This is a genomic window from Paenibacillus periandrae, assembly GCF_022458865.1.
GTDB classification, from domain to species: domain Bacteria; phylum Bacillota; class Bacilli; order Paenibacillales; family NBRC-103111; genus Paenibacillus_S; species Paenibacillus_S periandrae.
Genome location: NZ_JAJNMU010000010.1, coordinates 265,805 through 282,714, shown reverse-complemented (window position 1 = coordinate 282,714; position 16,910 = coordinate 265,805). Strand labels below are relative to the sequence as shown.

Annotated in this window: 14 protein-coding genes; 9 read left to right on the top strand and 5 right to left on the bottom strand. The window is 47.4% G+C overall.

The window, feature by feature from the left end:
- Positions 1-39: 39 nt before the first annotated feature.
- The 5 genes from LRL21_RS18730 to LRL21_RS18710 all read left to right on the top strand — a co-directional run bounded on the left by LRL21_RS18730 (position 40) and on the right by LRL21_RS18710 (position 10,644).
- Positions 40-1,638 carry an extracellular solute-binding protein gene (locus LRL21_RS18730; protein ID WP_240417322.1) on the top strand — a complete coding sequence of 533 codons (1,599 nt, stop codon included), beginning with the start codon at positions 40-42 and terminating at the stop codon, positions 1,636-1,638.
- A gap of 88 nt (positions 1,639-1,726) precedes the next feature.
- Entirely contained in the window at positions 1,727-4,099 is a 2,373-nt protein-coding gene (locus tag LRL21_RS18725; protein ID WP_240417321.1) for a helix-turn-helix domain-containing protein, read from the top strand.
- Between the two features lie 127 nt (positions 4,100-4,226).
- Positions 4,227-5,942 carry a hypothetical protein gene (locus LRL21_RS18720; RefSeq protein ID WP_240417320.1) on the top strand — a complete coding sequence of 572 codons (1,716 nt, stop codon included), beginning with the start codon at positions 4,227-4,229 and terminating at the stop codon, positions 5,940-5,942.
- A 97-nt stretch (positions 5,943-6,039) separates the two neighbouring features.
- On the top strand, positions 6,040-10,254 hold the full coding sequence (locus tag LRL21_RS18715; protein ID WP_240417319.1) for a sugar-binding protein: 4,215 nt from the start codon (positions 6,040-6,042) through the stop codon (positions 10,252-10,254).
- Between the two features lie 102 nt (positions 10,255-10,356).
- On the top strand, positions 10,357-10,644 hold the full coding sequence (locus LRL21_RS18710) for a hypothetical protein (protein ID WP_240417318.1): 288 nt from the start codon (positions 10,357-10,359) through the stop codon (positions 10,642-10,644).
- A gap of 181 nt (positions 10,645-10,825) precedes the next feature.
- Here LRL21_RS18710 and LRL21_RS18705 read toward each other — a convergent pair whose 3' ends face one another.
- The 3 genes from LRL21_RS18705 to LRL21_RS18695 form a co-directional block, all read right to left on the bottom strand.
- Positions 10,826-11,437 carry a hypothetical protein gene (locus LRL21_RS18705; RefSeq protein ID WP_240417317.1) on the bottom strand — a complete coding sequence of 204 codons (612 nt, stop codon included), beginning with the start codon at positions 11,435-11,437 and terminating at the stop codon, positions 10,826-10,828.
- Positions 11,349-11,693, bottom strand: a complete 345-nt coding sequence (locus tag LRL21_RS18700) for a response regulator (protein WP_240417316.1) — start codon at positions 11,691-11,693, stop codon at positions 11,349-11,351. Before LRL21_RS18700 ends, LRL21_RS18705 begins: the two co-directional genes overlap by 89 nt.
- A gap of 500 nt (positions 11,694-12,193) precedes the next feature.
- On the bottom strand, positions 12,194-13,159 hold the full coding sequence (locus tag LRL21_RS18695; RefSeq protein ID WP_240417315.1) for a helix-turn-helix transcriptional regulator: 966 nt from the start codon (positions 13,157-13,159) through the stop codon (positions 12,194-12,196).
- 105 nt (positions 13,160-13,264) lie between these two features.
- Here LRL21_RS18695 and LRL21_RS18690 point away from each other — a divergent pair, with 105 nt between their 5' ends.
- The gene (locus LRL21_RS18690; protein WP_240417314.1) at positions 13,265-13,744 is read left to right on the top strand and encodes a GyrI-like domain-containing protein; all 480 of its coding nucleotides are present in this window, start codon (positions 13,265-13,267) and stop codon (positions 13,742-13,744) included.
- Between the two features lie 23 nt (positions 13,745-13,767).
- Positions 13,768-14,232: a phage tail protein gene (locus tag LRL21_RS18685; RefSeq protein WP_240417313.1), complete on the top strand. Its 465-nt coding sequence runs from the start codon at positions 13,768-13,770 to the stop codon at positions 14,230-14,232.
- A gap of 143 nt (positions 14,233-14,375) precedes the next feature.
- On the opposite strand, the gene LRL21_RS46810 is transcribed toward LRL21_RS18685, so the two are convergent.
- On the bottom strand, positions 14,376-14,606 hold the full coding sequence (locus tag LRL21_RS46810; RefSeq protein WP_420832459.1) for a transposase: 231 nt from the start codon (positions 14,604-14,606) through the stop codon (positions 14,376-14,378).
- A gap of 170 nt (positions 14,607-14,776) precedes the next feature.
- Here LRL21_RS46810 and LRL21_RS18680 point away from each other — a divergent pair, with 170 nt between their 5' ends.
- On the top strand, positions 14,777-15,541 hold the full coding sequence (locus LRL21_RS18680; RefSeq protein ID WP_240417312.1) for a phage capsid protein: 765 nt from the start codon (positions 14,777-14,779) through the stop codon (positions 15,539-15,541).
- 144 nt (positions 15,542-15,685) lie between these two features.
- On the top strand, positions 15,686-16,195 hold the full coding sequence (locus LRL21_RS18675) for an aldo/keto reductase (protein ID WP_240417311.1): 510 nt from the start codon (positions 15,686-15,688) through the stop codon (positions 16,193-16,195).
- Positions 16,196-16,261: 66 nt separating this feature from the next.
- Here LRL21_RS18675 and LRL21_RS18670 read toward each other — a convergent pair whose 3' ends face one another.
- A complete protein-coding gene (locus LRL21_RS18670) occupies positions 16,262-16,897 on the bottom strand; it encodes a ketopantoate reductase family protein (protein WP_240417310.1) in 636 nt (211 codons plus the stop codon).
- Positions 16,898-16,910: the final 13 nt, after the last annotated feature.

Below are 16,910 nucleotides of genomic sequence, written 5' to 3'. Positions count from 1 at the left end.
TTGATAAATATTGTGAAAAAATAGCAGGAGGTCAGAGAAATGAAGAGAATTAACAAGAAATGGGTTTTGTCCACGCTATCCCTCATGATGGCCACAGCCGTTGTGCTTGCAGGCTGCTCGCAGGAGACGGCCAAGACGCAAGAAAGCAATAGCAGCAGCCCTGCTAATAAGGCAGACCCTTATGAAGCTCTGCCTAAGAAGGTCAGTATCTCGATGTTTGACCGGGGGCAGGTGTCCAGTGACGAAGGGACCTATGAGAATAACCGATGGGTGAAATTCATCAAGGAGCAGTCGGGGATCGACGTCAGCATCGTTCCCGTCCCTAGGAATCAGGCACAGGATAAGCTGAATGTGTTGGTTGCCTCCCAGCAGGCCCCCGATCTGATCTGGGAGTACGACCGGACTTATATCGGGAAGCTGATTACACAAGGAGCTGTCCAACCGATTGATGAATATATAGAGAAGTACAGCACCTCCTACAAAAAGTATTTGCAAGAAAATCCGCACCTCAAGCCGTATTTGACTTTTGATGGCAAGATGTATGCGGTAGCGACAGAACGAGCTCTGGATACGGTGGCGAACCATGGTATTTGGATTCGTCAGGACTGGCTGGATAAGCTCAATCTTAAGGCTCCGACCACAATGGAGGAGCTCATTGAAGTAGCCCAGGCTTTTAAGAATAAAGATCCGGATGGAAACGGCAAGTCGGACACCACGCCGATTGTGGGTAGCTACTCGTATACGTTCGAAATCTTATCGGCCATGAATGCAGCGGTCAACAACCAATGGTATGTGGAAGACGGCAAGATGAAGTACGGGGCTACGCTGGACCGGTTCGGCGATGCAATTGCGCTGGAAAAGCAGTTCTATGAGCTTGGGCTTGTGGATAAGGAGTTCCTCACCGATAAGAACAGTCAGCGAGCCCAGCAGCTATGGGCAACTGGTAAAGCTGGTATTTATATGGGGCAGTGGGGAATGGAAAGCTCGAATAAGGATTTGCTGAAGAACGTTCCGGACGCCAAACCTATAGCACTAGAGCCGGTTGCTACAAAGAATGGTAAAAATGGCTTATATCAGGAAACGCCGACTTTTATCTACGTCGCTTTTAATAAAGAGATGAAAAATCCCAGAGCAGCGGTGGAATACCTCGACTGGATTATTGAAAAAGGCTGGAAAACACTGCGTTACGGACAGGAAGGCATTCACTACAAAGACGTGAATGGTGTGCCTCAGACGATCGATGCCGAGAAGAATAAGAAGGAAGTGTTATACGCAGGGGAGTATGCTGTACTGCGCAAAGAGACCTTTAAGGCTTCAGACCTGCTGGTATCCGCTGCCCAGGACCCTGCTTCTCAATTGATCGCTTCGTTAAGAGCCAATGCGCTGGAAGTTGCGATGAAGAACAAATTCAGACGGGACACCCCCTATCAGCCTAACTTCAATGAAATTAATGAGATTCAGGCTTCGCTCAGAACTTTCCTTGAGGAAACTCGCGCTAAAGCAACTACGCAAGGAGCCAACTTCACCGCAAAATGGGCGCTTGGGGAGATCCGTAAGGAATGGCAGCGACTGGGCGGCGACAAGGCCGAGCAGCTGGCCCAGGAATGGTATGAAAAAAATAAAGCAAACTTCAAATAAATCGATCCAGAACCAAACAGGGCACAAACTGCCCTGTTTTGGTCTTTGCCGGGACAACTGCCAGAGATCGTAGGGAATTGACCTAAATTTGACCGGTAGAAAGGAGATGAAGCTGTTGACTGCGATCAAAAATAAATGGTTAAGAAAAGTCATTACCGTCTTGCTGGCGCTCTTGTTTCTAATTATTATTGCATCGGCTTCAATCTTCTATTTTGTGTTCACCGATAATCTCAAAGAGGAGCTCACACGCACGAATCTGGAGCTTCTCAAGCATCTGGACCAAAAATTGGAAATTATGCTGAAAAATATTGATAAGGAGTCGATTCAGCTCGTTCAATACGATGAGGTGAAACGATTCTTCGATGGCAATATGACGGAAACGGAACGATCCGTGAACGAACTTCATATCAGTAATCACATTGACCGCTTGATTCGCAGCGACGAATTTTTATTTTCCGTCGAGATGTACTCGTATCCACACAATCGTCTAGTGACAGGGGACAACTTGACGGAATCGATGAAGTTGAAGAACTACCAGTGGATTGCCGAATTCGAGTTGTTTGACGGTTATTCGAATTGGCTTCCGGCGAGGAAACTTCCTATTTCGGGGGCGAATGATGCGATCTACCGCAATGTCGTCACTCTGGTGAGGACATACCCGCTCATACACCCGCCTGGCAGTCGAAAAGGGGTTGTTGCCTTTAATATCAAAGAGGATATGCTGTTTTCCTTAATTAAGAACAATACGTCGGACGATCAGTCTAAGACGATGATTATAGACAGGGATGGCGTGGTTGTGCTGCATCCTGACTTAGCCCAGCTCAGTCAGGACCTCAGCGGACTGCCCTATATTGCACAAATCCAACGGTCGGGTCTGCAGGAGGGTGTCCTTGCAGCGGAAGTTGACGGCAAGAAGTCGAAGATTTTTTATTTTCATGCTCCCTACACAAATTGGACGTTCGTTCGCCTTGTACCGGAGGTACAGTTGAATGAGCCCTTGGCGGCTTTGCGGAGCACTCTTGTCTGGCTATGTGGCATTATTCTGATCACAGCCTTAGTGATCGCGCTGGTCGTGGGAAGATGGACGTTCCGTCCGATCTATCAGTTTGTACAGACGGTTTCCTCTAAGCTGAACACACATCCACAAGTCAGATCCTCTACGGAGTCGTCGTTAAGCAGTTTGATCGATATTGAGGCAAGGTTCCACGATATTATGAACGGCAGTGAGCAGCTGCACAAACAGATGAAGGAAAACATGCCCATTATGAAGTGGCAGCTGTTGATCGAGCTGCTATCGGACTACAAAATTAATTTTTCGAATGTGAAGCCGTATATGGAAATGCTTGGCATCCAGCTGTATCCGAACCGGTTTATCGTGATGTGTGCAGAATTGGATTACAAAACGGAGATCGCCTCCACCAAGGATTTGCATCTGTACAACTACGCCTTATGCAATGTAGCGGATGAATTCATGAATGCCGAAGGCAGGGGGGCATCGGTTGAGCTGGAGAATGGGACTTGTGCTATGATCATCAGCTTTGCCGATGACGGCTGCGAGGCGGAGCTGCTTGCTGCAGCGATCGCGGAGCTGATCAAAAAATATGTGCAGGATCATTTCAAACAAACCATCACAATCGGAATAGGGGGCTGCGTGCAGTCGGTTAGAGACATCCATCTGTCCTATAAGCAAGCGGTCGAGGCGCTATCCTACAAGCTAGTCACCGGGCGGAACTCCATTATTACGCTGGAAGATATTCAGAGTGACCCCACGCCGCAATTTTATCGGTTGGTCGGGATGACCGACGGTATGCTGGATTCCATCAAGCTGCTGGACACGGAGAAATTAAGCACGCAGATCGACAGGTGGTATGAAACGTTTACCCAGTACAACGTATCCCCGGAGATGATTAGACAGTTGAATCTACAGCTGATGATGAAGACAGCTACAGTGGCCGATGAGATCGGCATCGCTCCGGATGAGCTAATCGGCTCCGGGCGGATGCAGGATACCTTGAATCAGCTTGAGAGCCTTGAGGACATGAAGTTCTTTCTCATTGGCGTGCTAAGCGATTACATCGAACGCATCAAAGAGAGACGAAGCACCCGTGAGAAGAGCGACCTTATAGAACGCGTACAGCAATTTATACATATGCATTACAGCCGCAACGATCTGTCGTTGAACCTGCTTGCTGATGAATTCAAGGTGAGTATTTCGCATCTAAGTAAAATGTTCAAGGAGCATACGGAAAGCAACTTCATCGATTATCTGATGGAGCACAGAGTCAATCAGGCCAAGGCATTATTGGAGCAAACCGATTCCAAGATACGCCATATAGCCGAGGCCGTAGGTTATGGCAACGTCAACAGCTTTGTAAGAATTTTCAAGAAGATAACGGCTTTGACGCCCTCGGAGTATCGGATGATGCTGGAAACAAGAATTGAAGAGATGCACAAAAAATGAAGATGGGCCAAAACGGGAAAAAGCATATTGAAACAAAAGGAGATCATAGGCTTCCGGCATGAATCATGGTACCTTAAAAGCCGTAAGGGCGCATTATTAGGAGATATAGGAAAAAAGGAGTTGGGAAATGGAAGGAAATGAGGTGAAAGATCGGCTCGTTCATGCCATAGGGTTGATGGAGGAGCGTTATAATCCGCAGACGCGAATGCTTCGCTCGCCATTCAGCAGCCCAGGTTACCACACAACGCTGAAGAATACAGCATTCATTCACTCCACCCGCGATTCGCTCATTTATGCATTGGGGTTGCTGGACACGGAGCTGCCACAGTATGAGCAAAGGGCGATGGATATCATCCGCCAAGTCATCTCGCTGCAGGAGCCGAATCCGGAACAGGCTACCTATGGCATCTGGCCGTGGTTCTATGAAGAGCCGTTGAAGCAGATGAATCCGCCGGACTGGAATTGGGCCGACTTTTGCGGGAAAAGCCTTGTCCAGTCAGTCGTACGCCATAATCACCGCTTTCCTGATGAACTCAGAGAGCTCGTTAGGAATGCCGTGTTTCATGCATGTGAATCGATTATGAGGCGCAATATGGGCCCTCATTATACGAATATTGCGATTATGGGAACGTTCGTTACCCTCATCGCGGGGGAGTTTTTTGGACAGCCTCGGTATCTGGAGTACGGATTGGAACGGCTAGAAGGCATAGCCGAGTATACGCGGCGCCTGGGAACGTTCGAGGAATACAACAGTCCCACGTACATGACAGTCGTTCTAACAGATCTGTCGCTCATGCATAAGACAACAAAGGTCTTACGGGGCATGCAGCTCAGTGAGGAACTGCTGGAGTTGGGATGGCGCTCGGTGGCGGAGCATTTCCACGCAGCGACGATGGAATGGTCCGGTCCTCACAGCCGGTGTTACAGCAGCCTGCTAAAAGAGAATGTTCAGGCGTTTTTACAGATAGCTACCAAAGGAGCGGTCCGGTACTTTCCTGATGACCATATGCCTTACGATATTGGACTGTATGGCTGTGGGGTTCAATGTCCTTCCCGGTTCATACCTTTATTCGTGGAGTCCGGCATCAGAACGGTTCACGAGATCTACCAGAAGGCTGGGAACGACGGCTACGAAAAAACGGCCACCACCTGGATCACCCCTTCCTATTCATTAGGCACAGCCTCCAAGGAAGTGCTGTGGAATCAGCGGCGGAATTTGCTCGCTTACCTGGTGAACGGGGAGAGCAGGACCTATGTCGCGCTGCGCTGCCTGCATGACGGTTATGACTATGCGGCGGCTGTATCTACCTGTGCCCAGCGGCAACAGCATGTATTGTGCGGTGTGCAGTTCTCCACCAACGGCGGGGATACGCATATCGGGCTGGATCGCATTGACGGTACGATTCAGGCCAGTGACCTGCGGATTCGTTTTGAGATTGGGGGGAGCTTGCAGAAGGTAAAGGTCAGAATACGGGGCCGGAAAGCGACAGCAGCAATCGGAGCACTGGAAGTCACGGTGATGAACGTCTTGACTGCTTTTTCAGGTGCGGAAGTCACCACACCAGCAGGAAACTGGGAGCTTTACGAGGGGGACTACGGCCGGATAGGCATGGATCTTGTTTTGTACAATGGTCCCAGGCGTATCATCGACTTCAACAAGCTGCATGAGGCGCTGGCGTTAGTTGCCTTTGCCGTGTCGGAACCCGACACGGAGATGGAAGAAGTGGAAGTTGTTCGAGTCGAAGAGGCTGTGACGGCCGTGTGGGCGCCAACTGGCGTTCCCATCTCCCTGACATTTGGAATGAAGCCGGAGAAGGTAGAAGCCTTAAGAGGTATGCTATAGAAGGGGCTTAGCCTCTTCTTTATCTGCTGGCATGTCTGTTGTGCTGTGAACTTAATTGTAAACGATTACATTAAAATTAATAAATGAGGTGTGAAGAGTGAACAACGGAAAGCTAAAAACGGCGACCGCATCGGTACTCGCGATGATTTTCTTTCTATTTCTTTGTATTCCCGCCTATGCCGGACCGGTGAACCGGTTGACAACACCCCCAGAAGGATGGCAGACGAATACTCCAGCAGCGAATACATTTCGGGTTAAGGGCTCTAATAAAACATTTATTTTGCTGAGCGTGACAAACGATGTATATGCCAAGTATTTTGTACTGGCTAAGGATAGCTACGGCACACGTGCTTTTGACCCGGATAAAACGACTAAGTTCGATGTTGAGGATACGAACAATATCGCCTATTGGTTAAACCATCAGCTGATTGATCCCAATTCGACCAACAAGCTGCCGGTAGAGCTCTTTCCATATATCCATCATCAGCAGGTATGGAGCACGGAGGCTTGCCGGAGTAACAGCATTTGTCCACAGGATTACACGACTACTGCAGGAGTGGCACTTCTATCGCAAGCCGAGTACATTCAATACGCACCCAAGCTTGGTGTCGTCGATGGCATGTCGGGCTGGGGGTGGTGGCTGAGAACGGCCAGAGGAATAAACGCGGACACTCCTACCCTTGTGCAGGCCGTGCAGGTATCGGCGCTGACGGGGCAAACTGCTGCGAGTGAAGCTTCCTTTACCGGTGCGTTTGTCAGGCCTGCTTTTTACCTGCATCAGGATTTCTTTTCCAGTGTCAAGCTGGATGTGAAAAGTATGGGAAGCCATGTCAAGCAAGCGCTCCTGAACAACTACACCAAAGAGCAAATGACAGGAGGAAGCAATCCCCTCTACACGGAAGCGGAATGGAACCAGATTGAGCTGGAGGGGACCATTAAGGTATCGCATGACCGTCCTGGCGGCATCTTTGAACCGCAGAGCGTCTTGTTCAACGTTTACTTCGATCTACGGGTCCAAGAGCCGAAAACGTACTTGATCGAATATACAGCAACCGGCACGGCCTCGTTGACGGGCTCGACAACGGTCACAGTTCATCCGGGTGCAACCCCTACCGAGCAGCTTGATTTACTCGGATTGCCCAACGGCGTGTACAGCTTGCAAGTGAATGTGAAGCAAGGCTCGCGGGTTGTGTCCAGTGAATCGCTGCCATTCTCGGTGATGCCCAATTATCAGAGCCAGTATGACGATCAGCACACGATGTTCTCGATGGCCACACATTACGCGCTGGAAGGCCGATCCGGTCCGATCGATACCGATATATTGGTCAAAGCAGGCGTAAAGGTTGTTCGTGACGAAATTCAGTGGCACAAGATTGAGAAGGCAGGCGGGGTATTCGATTTCTCCAGACACGACTTGTGGGTGGATGATCTGGTATCCAAAGGCATTAAAATCATCGCCGTGCTGGGTTACAACCATCCGCTTTATAACGGGAAGAGCGGCGTAGTCGGAGCGGAAAAATACGGGTACTCCACCCCGGAGGAATTAGAGGCGTATCTCAATTACGTGACGAAGACGGTGGAGCATTACAAAGGCAAGGTGGATACCTTCGAAATATGGAACGAACCTAACCATGGTGGATTCTGGAAGACGACTCCTGATGCGGGGGTCTATGCGAATCTGGTCAAGGCTACATCTCTGGCTATTCGTAAGGTGATGCCTGATGCCACCATTATTGCCGGTGCTGTAGCGAATCAGAACGGGTACCAATATTTGACGGAGATGTTCGAGCATGGCGTGTATCCTTATATCGACGCGATGTCCTTTCATCCGTATATATTCCCCTTTAATCCAGATACGTCGTACATGTCCAAGCTGAATAGTTATACGTCCAAGCTCACGCCTTACGGGGATTGGAAAGACCTGTACGTCACTGAAGTCGGCTGGCCCACTTCCGTTGACTCCAATGGGGTTCCGGAGAGCGTTCAGGCTGCTTATCTGGTCAAGCATTTTATGATCAGCGCCTCTGCAGGGTTGAAGGTCAGCAGCCTTTATGACATGAGGGATGACGGTGTGGATCCTTATAATCTGGAGCATAACTATGGTGTCATCCGCCATCTGGATTTCTCGGCGAAGCCTTCCCTGATTGCGGTGAGGCATCTGAACGGCGTTCTAGGCAACGCCCAATTCGTGGGTGAAACGGACATCGGCGCCGGTCTGAAAGCCTATATGTGGAGGAAGAACGGAGCGCCTGTTGTCGCTGCTTGGTCTACGTCAGGCACGAGAACGCTGGATCTGGGTTTGGAAGAAAGCTCGGTCTCCGTAACGGATCTGCTTGGCAATCCTGTAGCCGTGAGCAGTCCGTTATCGCTGGGGACAGATCCGGTCTATATCTCTGGCCTGTCGTCGGCATGGCTCAATGCCAGACTGTTTGCCAATGCGGAGAAGCTCTATGGCACTTGGCTGAACCAATGGGGGAGCCAATTCACACAGTCACAGGGCATTATAACGGCCATTAACGCCTTGCGGCAGGCGGCTCATACCAATCCGGCAGCTCCTTCCTATGCGAATTTGACAAGCTGGATGGATAGTCATTATTTACAGGGAGAAGCAATTATCGCATATGTCGAGGACCATACTCTGGATCTTCCGGAAGCGATGTCTATGCTGCATCAGTACCACAAGATCGGTCTTATATGGGAAAGCTTGATCGCAGGAGCCACCCCCGCCGGAACCCCGGCGCTCACTTCAGGAACAGCGATCGCGAGTACGTCCACGCAGATTGAAGCGAAGCTGCAAGCGGCAAATGGCGGAAGCTTGCCATTCGCCGAGGAGGTGCTCCGACACGCGAGGAATTGGAACAAGCGTGCTCAAGAAAATGCGCAGGCAGGTCGCAGCGCTCAGGCACTGGCCTGGGACAGAACCGCTCTAAAGCTGGCAGGCTGGTCTGCGAAGCTTGCCGGGTTCGAAACCGTGGAAGCGACGAATTTGCTTGTGAACACCTATCCTTCCCGAATTTCTATCTTTGAAGGAGGCGAGAGCCCGTTACAAGTTGTGGTGACGAATACCAGGCCGATTCCATTTACAGGAAAATTACGCATTTTGAACGCAGTCACCCAAGCCGTGCTTGAGGAAAGCGAAATCACGCTGGGTGCAGGCCAAAGCTTAAGCAAGTCTCTGACGATTCGTTCGTCAGATCCTGGATTTGCAGGGGCTAATGCGATTGTAGTGGCACTGGTGGAGCAGGGTCAAACTGTCCAGTCTACGACGCTTTCAGTCGATAACAAAACCAAGGTACAGGTTTCTCTGTCTTCTACGATGGAGGCTGTTTCGGATATGCAGCACATTGGCATTAAACTGAAAAATGTGTTTACCCAATCGTTGAACGGTACCGTTGAAGTCACTGCTCCTGAAGGCTGGCAACTTCCCGCTAGTCAAGTCTTTGTGCTGCAAGCGAGTGAAGAGAAGGAGCTTTTATTCCCTGTGTCTCAGGTAAGGGAAAAGCCGTTTCATGAATATGTGTTTGATGTCACGGTCAAGGATGCCGCCGGAAATACACTGACGATCAAAAAACTTCCTTTGAGCTTCACGGTCGTGAATAAGGCTCAAGGCGGGATGGACAATTCAACCTATTTTTCAGGTGATTTATCTTTATGGAAAACCGCATTTCCTATCTACGTCAACCCTCCCGCCGATCCGAGGTCCTTGGAGGCCTGGAAGGCGAGCAATTCTGCTACCAAAGCCTACTGGCAATGGGATGAAGACTACCTCTATACACTTGTGCAGGTATATGATGATGTACATCTGAATTCGCGGTACGGGGCCAGCATGTGGGAAGGGGATAGTTTGCAAATTACCATAGACACATTGAATGACAAGTCAACCAGCTATAATTCTGATGATTATGAGTATGGTTTTGCTTTCGACGGGCGCGGCGAGGATGTCTATGCCTGGCATGTGGCCAGCGGAAAAAGCATTGGCGACAAGCCTTCTTCCTGGCTGCGTGTAAACCGGGATGACGAAGCGAAGCTGACATCTTACATCATTCGCGTGCCTCTGAGCGAGCTTACGCCACTGACGACCGCAGTGTCTGGCATCTTCGGTATGAACATTGCAATCAATGACGCGGATACTTTGGACCGGGACCATTACTATGAATTCACACCAGGCACAGCATCGTCCAAAAATCCAAGCAAATATGCGAATTGGAAATTTGTCGAGTACATCCTGACCGAGGAGGCTGGGACAGAGGACCGTCGTAAAGGGGCGGGAACAACAGGTACATTGGAAGGGGGCAGTAGCAGGAGCCAATGACGGTAACACTGGACCAGCTTAAGTAAGATTCATCGGGTGCTATCTCTTTAACGATAAGGCTGATGTCAGCGAAATCATATAGTTTCTCCCTGCTGGTCAACGATGCCGATGGGGGAGACGCAGGCTGGTTTGAGTGGGGGGCGGAATCGGCTCGACCAAAAATCCGGCTCTGTACAAACCCGTCAGGTTTGCAGCCCCGTCCAACTAAAGCATAGATGTAGAGATGAACAGGTGCAGGGCCCTGCTGTTCCAGTCGGGCTGCTGCACCTGTTGCCTGTTTGCGCACATCCCGGTTTGGCCAAATTGCGGAACGGCTTTACTTGGACGCTCCAAGTGCGTTCCAAGGTAGGGAATCAAACTCTAGGCGATAACACTCCTGAGGACGGCTGATACGATGTGATCGTAGAATATAAGGCTCAGTCAGCTGAAAAACGACTAACCATTTGAATTCAGTTTATTCATTGTTTAGGAATGTTTACATTACCATGAAGGGGGAGATTGGCAATGTCTTTTACGGAGCAAACGAAAATCGACGTGATCTGGGCGAATCCCGAGGCGCGGGCCGTGCTGCTCAAGCATGTTCCCGATGCTCGGAGAGGGAAGCAAGTGTAATTTTAGATTGGAAATTTTGATGAATGTAAGCTTTAACTTCTTCAATAACATATTTTCTCAGAGAGGATAGGGTGCGAAGTTTCACGTCTATGATTTTCTCAATCATAGTGCTTAACCACGACTTGCATTCCTCGATAGACCGATAAGCATTTGATTCGCTAAAGTGGACGATTTCTTGACTAATCCACTCTTCCTTTTGCTTTTCATCAGAAGTCAGCGTTTGCAAAGAACTCAGTAAGAGTGAAACCATCTGTGCTTTAACAGTATGCGTAGACAAGCTTGGGGATTTCCTCTCCCAATGGCCAATTAGTTCATCAATATTACTATGGATTGCATCTTTATCCAAATGATTAATGGCATGTTGCAGTTCCTGCAATAAATCATGTGGAAAAGGAGTGATTTCTTCCGTGGTGGCCTCGTTGAAAAAAATGATGGCATTTGGTGCTCTATGTGACCAATAGCCGCTAACAGACTGGGCTTCTTCAAATGATTTGCTGAGAGAGGCTAAATCCGAATATGATTTTCCGATCGAAATTCTGTTCAATGCTTTGAATGCAACGGAGAAGTGCATCCTCTAGCTCCTCCTCTTCAACGGGCTTGAGAAGATAAGCATGAATGCCTAAGGGAATAGCCCTTTTCGCCAGGTCAAAGTCAGAATAACCGCTTAGAACAACGAATTTAATTTTCGGCTGAACGGACTTAAGTTGTTCAATCATGGATAAACCGTCCATATTCAGCATGCGGATATCGGTAATGACAATATCGGGATTAATATCCAAGACGCGTTGCACCGCTTCATCACCGTCTTTGGACGTATCTACGACCACACAGCCGCTACGCTGCCAATCGATCGTAACTCTGGTTTGTTGTAACCGTCCAGTGGGTTGAAAAAATGGAAAAAAGGTTTGAATATTTTATCGACGCAAACCCGCGCAATTATTGGTTTGCGTTATGTAATAAGGTTCTTGTCATCGGTCGATGATTCGAAGGAGATCATTTTTTGAAGAAGCTGCCGCAGCAGCTCCTTTTTTTTACACCAAAACCCATATTCATACAGAGATTATCGATTAGAGATAAATACAGACGATGAGGATTAGATTAATTTCTATTCCCGCTAACAGAAGCTATGTTTCTATATTTGCCATCCCAGAAGTTCCTGAGTTTGCACCGCTTGATCTCGAGGTATCGAGCTCTGCAAGTGTGCTGAGGAAGCTGAAGTGGGTGTCTGCCTCGGAAGAGGTTAGCGCTCTAGTCTGGCTAGGCGCGAATAGTCGCTTGCACTCAACCCCTGTTTCCGACAGCAGTATAAGAGGTTTTATTCTGGCTTTCAACTGTTCCCTAAAACGTCCAACCTCTTCTGCAAACTCTCCAAAACCTCTTTCGGCATCTCCTTAACCTTGATGTCTCCACCAAGGAAAAGCAGCCAATTTGTTATTTCAGCCAATTCCTCCGCATGATGAACATTGATGAATGTTTTTAGAACAGCTGTAGATTGAAAAGGATTCGTATATGAAATGGAAATATTTAATGGATAGTATTTTTTGAACTGGGCAATCGCCTTTGGACCGAGTTCGAGGACTAGGTTGATGGCTTCTTCCTGCTTGCTTAGTTGTTCGACAATCTTCTTCTTGCTTATTCTTTTTTTCTCAGGGTATGGTTTCACATCGGTGAGATTGTCGACGGGAATTATCAGCCTCTTTTCCTCTTCTAAGTCAAAGCCTTCAATTTGCCATGAGTTTTTTTCACGATATAGATGTATTAGATAAATGGGATAAGACTTTATTTCCCTTCCTTCTTCGACGGAAACCACTAAATAGCTGTCCATAAGAAGGATTTGGATGAGTTGTTCTAACATAGGATGGGGCAGATCTGACAGATCAAGCAGGTCGGGATTGTGGGGGTTGGTTCCTTCGAACAGCAAAATTTGATTTAACAGAACAAGATCATCCTGCTGGTTTTCCGAGATGAGGCCGAGTAATTTTTCCGCTAAAGATTGGCGACTCTTGAGATAGGGGAGTTGTTGATTTCTTGTGGCCATAAAGGCAATAAAAAGAGCTTTAATCTCATTATCAGTAAAGCGGACAGTGGGTAGGACAGAGTTTTTCATGACAAAATAACCCCCGTCCCTCCCGACTTCGGCGACAAGAGGCATTCCCATCGCCTCAATTTCTCTGACATCTCTAATCGCCGTAGAACGAGAGATGTTGAATTCTCGCATGATTTCAGAAATGGTAAAGTGGGCGCGGTTGTTGATGTACCGCATGATGGTGTTAATTCGTTCAATTTTTTTCATTGGGCCCTCTAAACAGTATCATATTTTGACATTATTTATACTTATTATAAACGTATCAAGTGAGAAAACAAATCATTTGATCAATTCATAAAAGGAGTGTTGATCATGGCAGTGTATACCCTTGAGGAAAAAGACAGCTTTATCGTTCTAGGTATTGGCACGGAGCTAAAGAGCGATTACACAGATTATGCCGGCATGAATAAGGAGAAGGAAAACTTTTGGCGGGCAGTAGAGCAGGATGGAAGGCTTGATGCTTTAAAGGCCGTTGCCACGAATGACTACATTTTTGCCGTGAACGAAGCTGTAAATCACAAAAGGATGTATTATGCTGGTGTCATGACAGAAGCATCGGTACCGGAAGAACACAGAGTTATTGAATTCCCGAAGGGGCAATACCTCGTCATTAAAGGCGAAGGGAATACGGCCGAAGAGATGAGCAATATGCTTACTGGCATTGCCTTCGGTCAAGTTTTGCCAGAAGCCCGGACTTTTGCCTATGTTGGCGGACCCAATGCAACGGTTGAGATGGGGCAACGTGACGGATTCGTATATGGGGAAATGTGGGTTCCTGTTGTTAGGAAATAAACGAGAGCATTGGAGGGACGGAAATGTCGTATATCGTTGATTTCAAAAATGTATCTACCGTTGGTGTAGAGTCTTCACCTGTAGCAGAAGCACTTGCTGGTTTACGTGCTAATGAAGCCCGTTACTTTATGAACAAATACAAACATGAATTTACGGTTGTACCCGCTATCGAAAGTCAGGAGAACCTTGATTATGTGAACCGCATTTTGAAAGAACGTGATATTGCGTTTGCGGCCAAACCTTTAGAAACGTCGCGTTTTCAAGTAGAAAATATCCAATTTACCTACGTCTTTTATGAGGATGGTCTTGAGATTAATGTCATGTATACGGTTGATGACCCTAAGAAGCGGGCCGTTGGTTTTAAGCTTTCTGAGGGGATGGAGGTACCAAAGGAGTTAGAAGTGAAGAAGTTTAAGTTTGCCAGGCAGAAGTCCAGACTAGCTGGAACAATTCGGGGCTCGTTTTTTGTAATTAAAGGACAATATTAAAGTATGCAAAAGCGCAAGTAGAGGAATTCAGCCATTGTGGTTTGTGTCATCTAAGCTGGGGTCAGGCCTTAACGCATTTGGCTGGTGCTCTTTACCGATCCTTCTAAAAATTCATACCCTAATAAGTAATCGGTCAATGGTCTCTAGAGGAGTTTAGTTGATACGCTATTGAAAATAGAGACATGAGAGCGAATGATGTAAAACTTATGGAAAAAGACATTATTCACTACATTTTGCTTTAACCATTTCCATAAACCTTCGACAGGATTAAGCTCAGGGCTGTATTTGGGCAAATAAACCAAACGGAGTCTCACTTGTTCTCGAAGTAAGGGCTGAATAGCATGAGCATGGTGGATACGCGCCTTGTCTAGCACGATGACAATCACATATGGCGAAAAATAGATTCAAAATCGGGACGTCAATGTCGCGGACCTTCGGATATAATCGCGAATGCCACTAAGGAAATATAGGTTCCGCCATCCTTGATGGCCGAGTAGTTCCGACAATATGGAGCGCACGTTTAAATGAGAGTTTTAAGAAGAATATGGTCTATGGAAATATTGTAAATACTGATTACGAAGGTGAAATTAAAGGACAAGGCTCAATGGTTAAAATTAACTCTATTGGCGCAGTAACCATTGGTACGTATGATAAATCAACGGGAATCGGGAATCCACAAGAGCTGGACTCTGCACAAAAAACGCTGACCATCGACCAAGCTAAGTTTTATAGCTTTACTGTTGATGATGTGGATGCGGTTCAAGCCAATGTAGATTTGTTGAGTGGAGGTATCGTAGAAGCATCCTATGGTTTGGCTAATGTGGTGGATCAGTATATCGCAGGATTTTATACAGAAGTAAAGGCAGGGAATGTCATTGGAAATGATACAACACGTATTATTCCGACTTCAGCAACAGCCTATGATTACCTTGTGGATTTGGGAGTCATTTTAGATGAAAATGATGTGCCTGAAGGGGATCGTTTTGTTGTTGTCCCAGCTTTCTTCTACGGACTCTTGGTGAAAGATCCACGTTACACGAAGGATGCCAATGTCATGAGGACTGGATTTGTCGGCAACATCGATAATATGTCAGTTTACAAGTCGAATAACGTACCGAATACGACAGGAGCCAAGTATAAAATTATCGCCGGACATAAAAGTGCCATCTCCTTTGCTGGTCAAGTGGATTCGGTTGAAGCTTACCGTCCAGAGAAGCAATTTTCTGATGCGATTAAAGGTTTGCAGGTCTATGGTGCAAAATGTATCAAGCCAGAAGCATTAGCTGTGCTTACAGCAAATAAATCTTAAACGAGAACACATTCTATATAGAAGAAACACGGTTGGGGTGTCTATAGGGATGCCCCTATTTTAATTTTAGGAGGCTGATGAATATGTGGTTTTTGAATAAAGAAACAGGCTGTTCATGGGAAATAGCGGATCAGGAGTTGATTCATGCTACCTTATCTAGATCAATCAACAAGGTCTGCAATTCCTCCTCTGAACATTCCTCTTTGTGCTGACGAGGGTGTTCAGACCATCATCTACAGCCCGCTTTTCCGCGGCCGTCTGGCTCGTGCATGGGGTGAGACCACGGCTCGCTCCGATTCCGAAGCTGGTGCCGATAAGTATTTTGAGGCAACTGCGGCAGCCGATCAGAAGATCGTTGAGGCGATTGGAAAAGTCGCAGAGGAACGTGGGGTAAGCCGTGCACAGATTTCACTTGCTTGGCTGTATCGCAATCCAGTTGTTGCCGCGCCTATCATTGGAGCGCTCAAAACCAGCCATATCGACGATGCGCTTGCAGCCCTTTCGATTAAGCTGACCAATGAAGAAGCTGAGCAGTTGGAGGCTTCATACACCCCTCGTGTCGACGTGAACGTTAAAAATTCTGATCCGAAGGCTATAGCCCAAATGGCAGCAACCGTTGGGATTAAAATTGCCATCCCAGCTGCTTCCAAATGATTTGTATGAAAGGAGCCGCACTTCGATCTACACGAAGCACGGCTCCTATTCGCATTGTAGGTAAAGTTAAGGCAATAAGGGATTTTCAATAGCTTTATGATGTTCCGTATTTTCAAATGCCGTCGTAAGACGCGGTATAGGTATGCCTACCTTTTTGGCTTCTCTCACAACTTCAAGTACCGCAAAACCTGCCTTACTATTGTTGTATTCCACGAAAAGTCGCGGCAAGCTGCCTTTTGCAAAAATAACCTTGGTAAAAAGTGTGCCGAGAAGGGCAGGTGGAATTTTAGTCAACAAGAGAGAAATGGCATCAAGCTTTGCACCTCTTGCTTTAAGTACAGGGATCATTTCCCTCATACTCAACCCAACATTGGAAAAGGAGTCCTTATGGTTCATGAGCGCTGGAAAACTTCCCCGTTTCAACACCTCGGTCTCCATAGCTGCATTCATAGCAAAGTGATTCCATAGCCAGTTTTGCATATCCTTTACCCAACTAATTTTAAAATGGGCACTTTCAAAACATTCTTTAACCAATTGGTTAATATGCTCAGTGCCTGCCCGTGGTTTTTCTAGAAATACTATTTTCAAAAAGCCGCCTCTAAGCTTATTGCCCGCTATGCCGCCTCCTGCTCCGGGGAAGCCAAAGACAACATTGTTCATAGACAATAAGAAAATAACGCCGAATAGACCTGCAAATGTCAAGCCCGCTATCAGA

Coding starts and splice junctions, on each gene's coding strand:
- LRL21_RS18730 (WP_240417322.1), top strand. CDS start 40: ATGAAGAGAATTAACAAGAAATGGGTTTTGTCCACGCTATCCCTCATG.
- LRL21_RS18720 (WP_240417320.1), top strand. CDS start 4,227: ATGGAAGGAAATGAGGTGAAAGATCGGCTCGTTCATGCCATAGGGTTG.
- LRL21_RS18710 (WP_240417318.1), top strand. CDS start 10,357: ATGCCGATGGGGGAGACGCAGGCTGGTTTGAGTGGGGGGCGGAATCGG.
- LRL21_RS18705 (WP_240417317.1), bottom strand. CDS start 11,437: ATGCACTTCTCCGTTGCATTCAAAGCATTGAACAGAATTTCGATCGGA.
- LRL21_RS18695 (WP_240417315.1), bottom strand. CDS start 13,159: ATGAAAAAAATTGAACGAATTAACACCATCATGCGGTACATCAACAAC.
- LRL21_RS18690 (WP_240417314.1), top strand. CDS start 13,265: ATGGCAGTGTATACCCTTGAGGAAAAAGACAGCTTTATCGTTCTAGGT.
- LRL21_RS18685 (WP_240417313.1), top strand. CDS start 13,768: ATGTCGTATATCGTTGATTTCAAAAATGTATCTACCGTTGGTGTAGAG.
- LRL21_RS18680 (WP_240417312.1), top strand. CDS start 14,777: ATGGTCTATGGAAATATTGTAAATACTGATTACGAAGGTGAAATTAAA.
- LRL21_RS18675 (WP_240417311.1), top strand. CDS start 15,686: ATGCTACCTTATCTAGATCAATCAACAAGGTCTGCAATTCCTCCTCTG.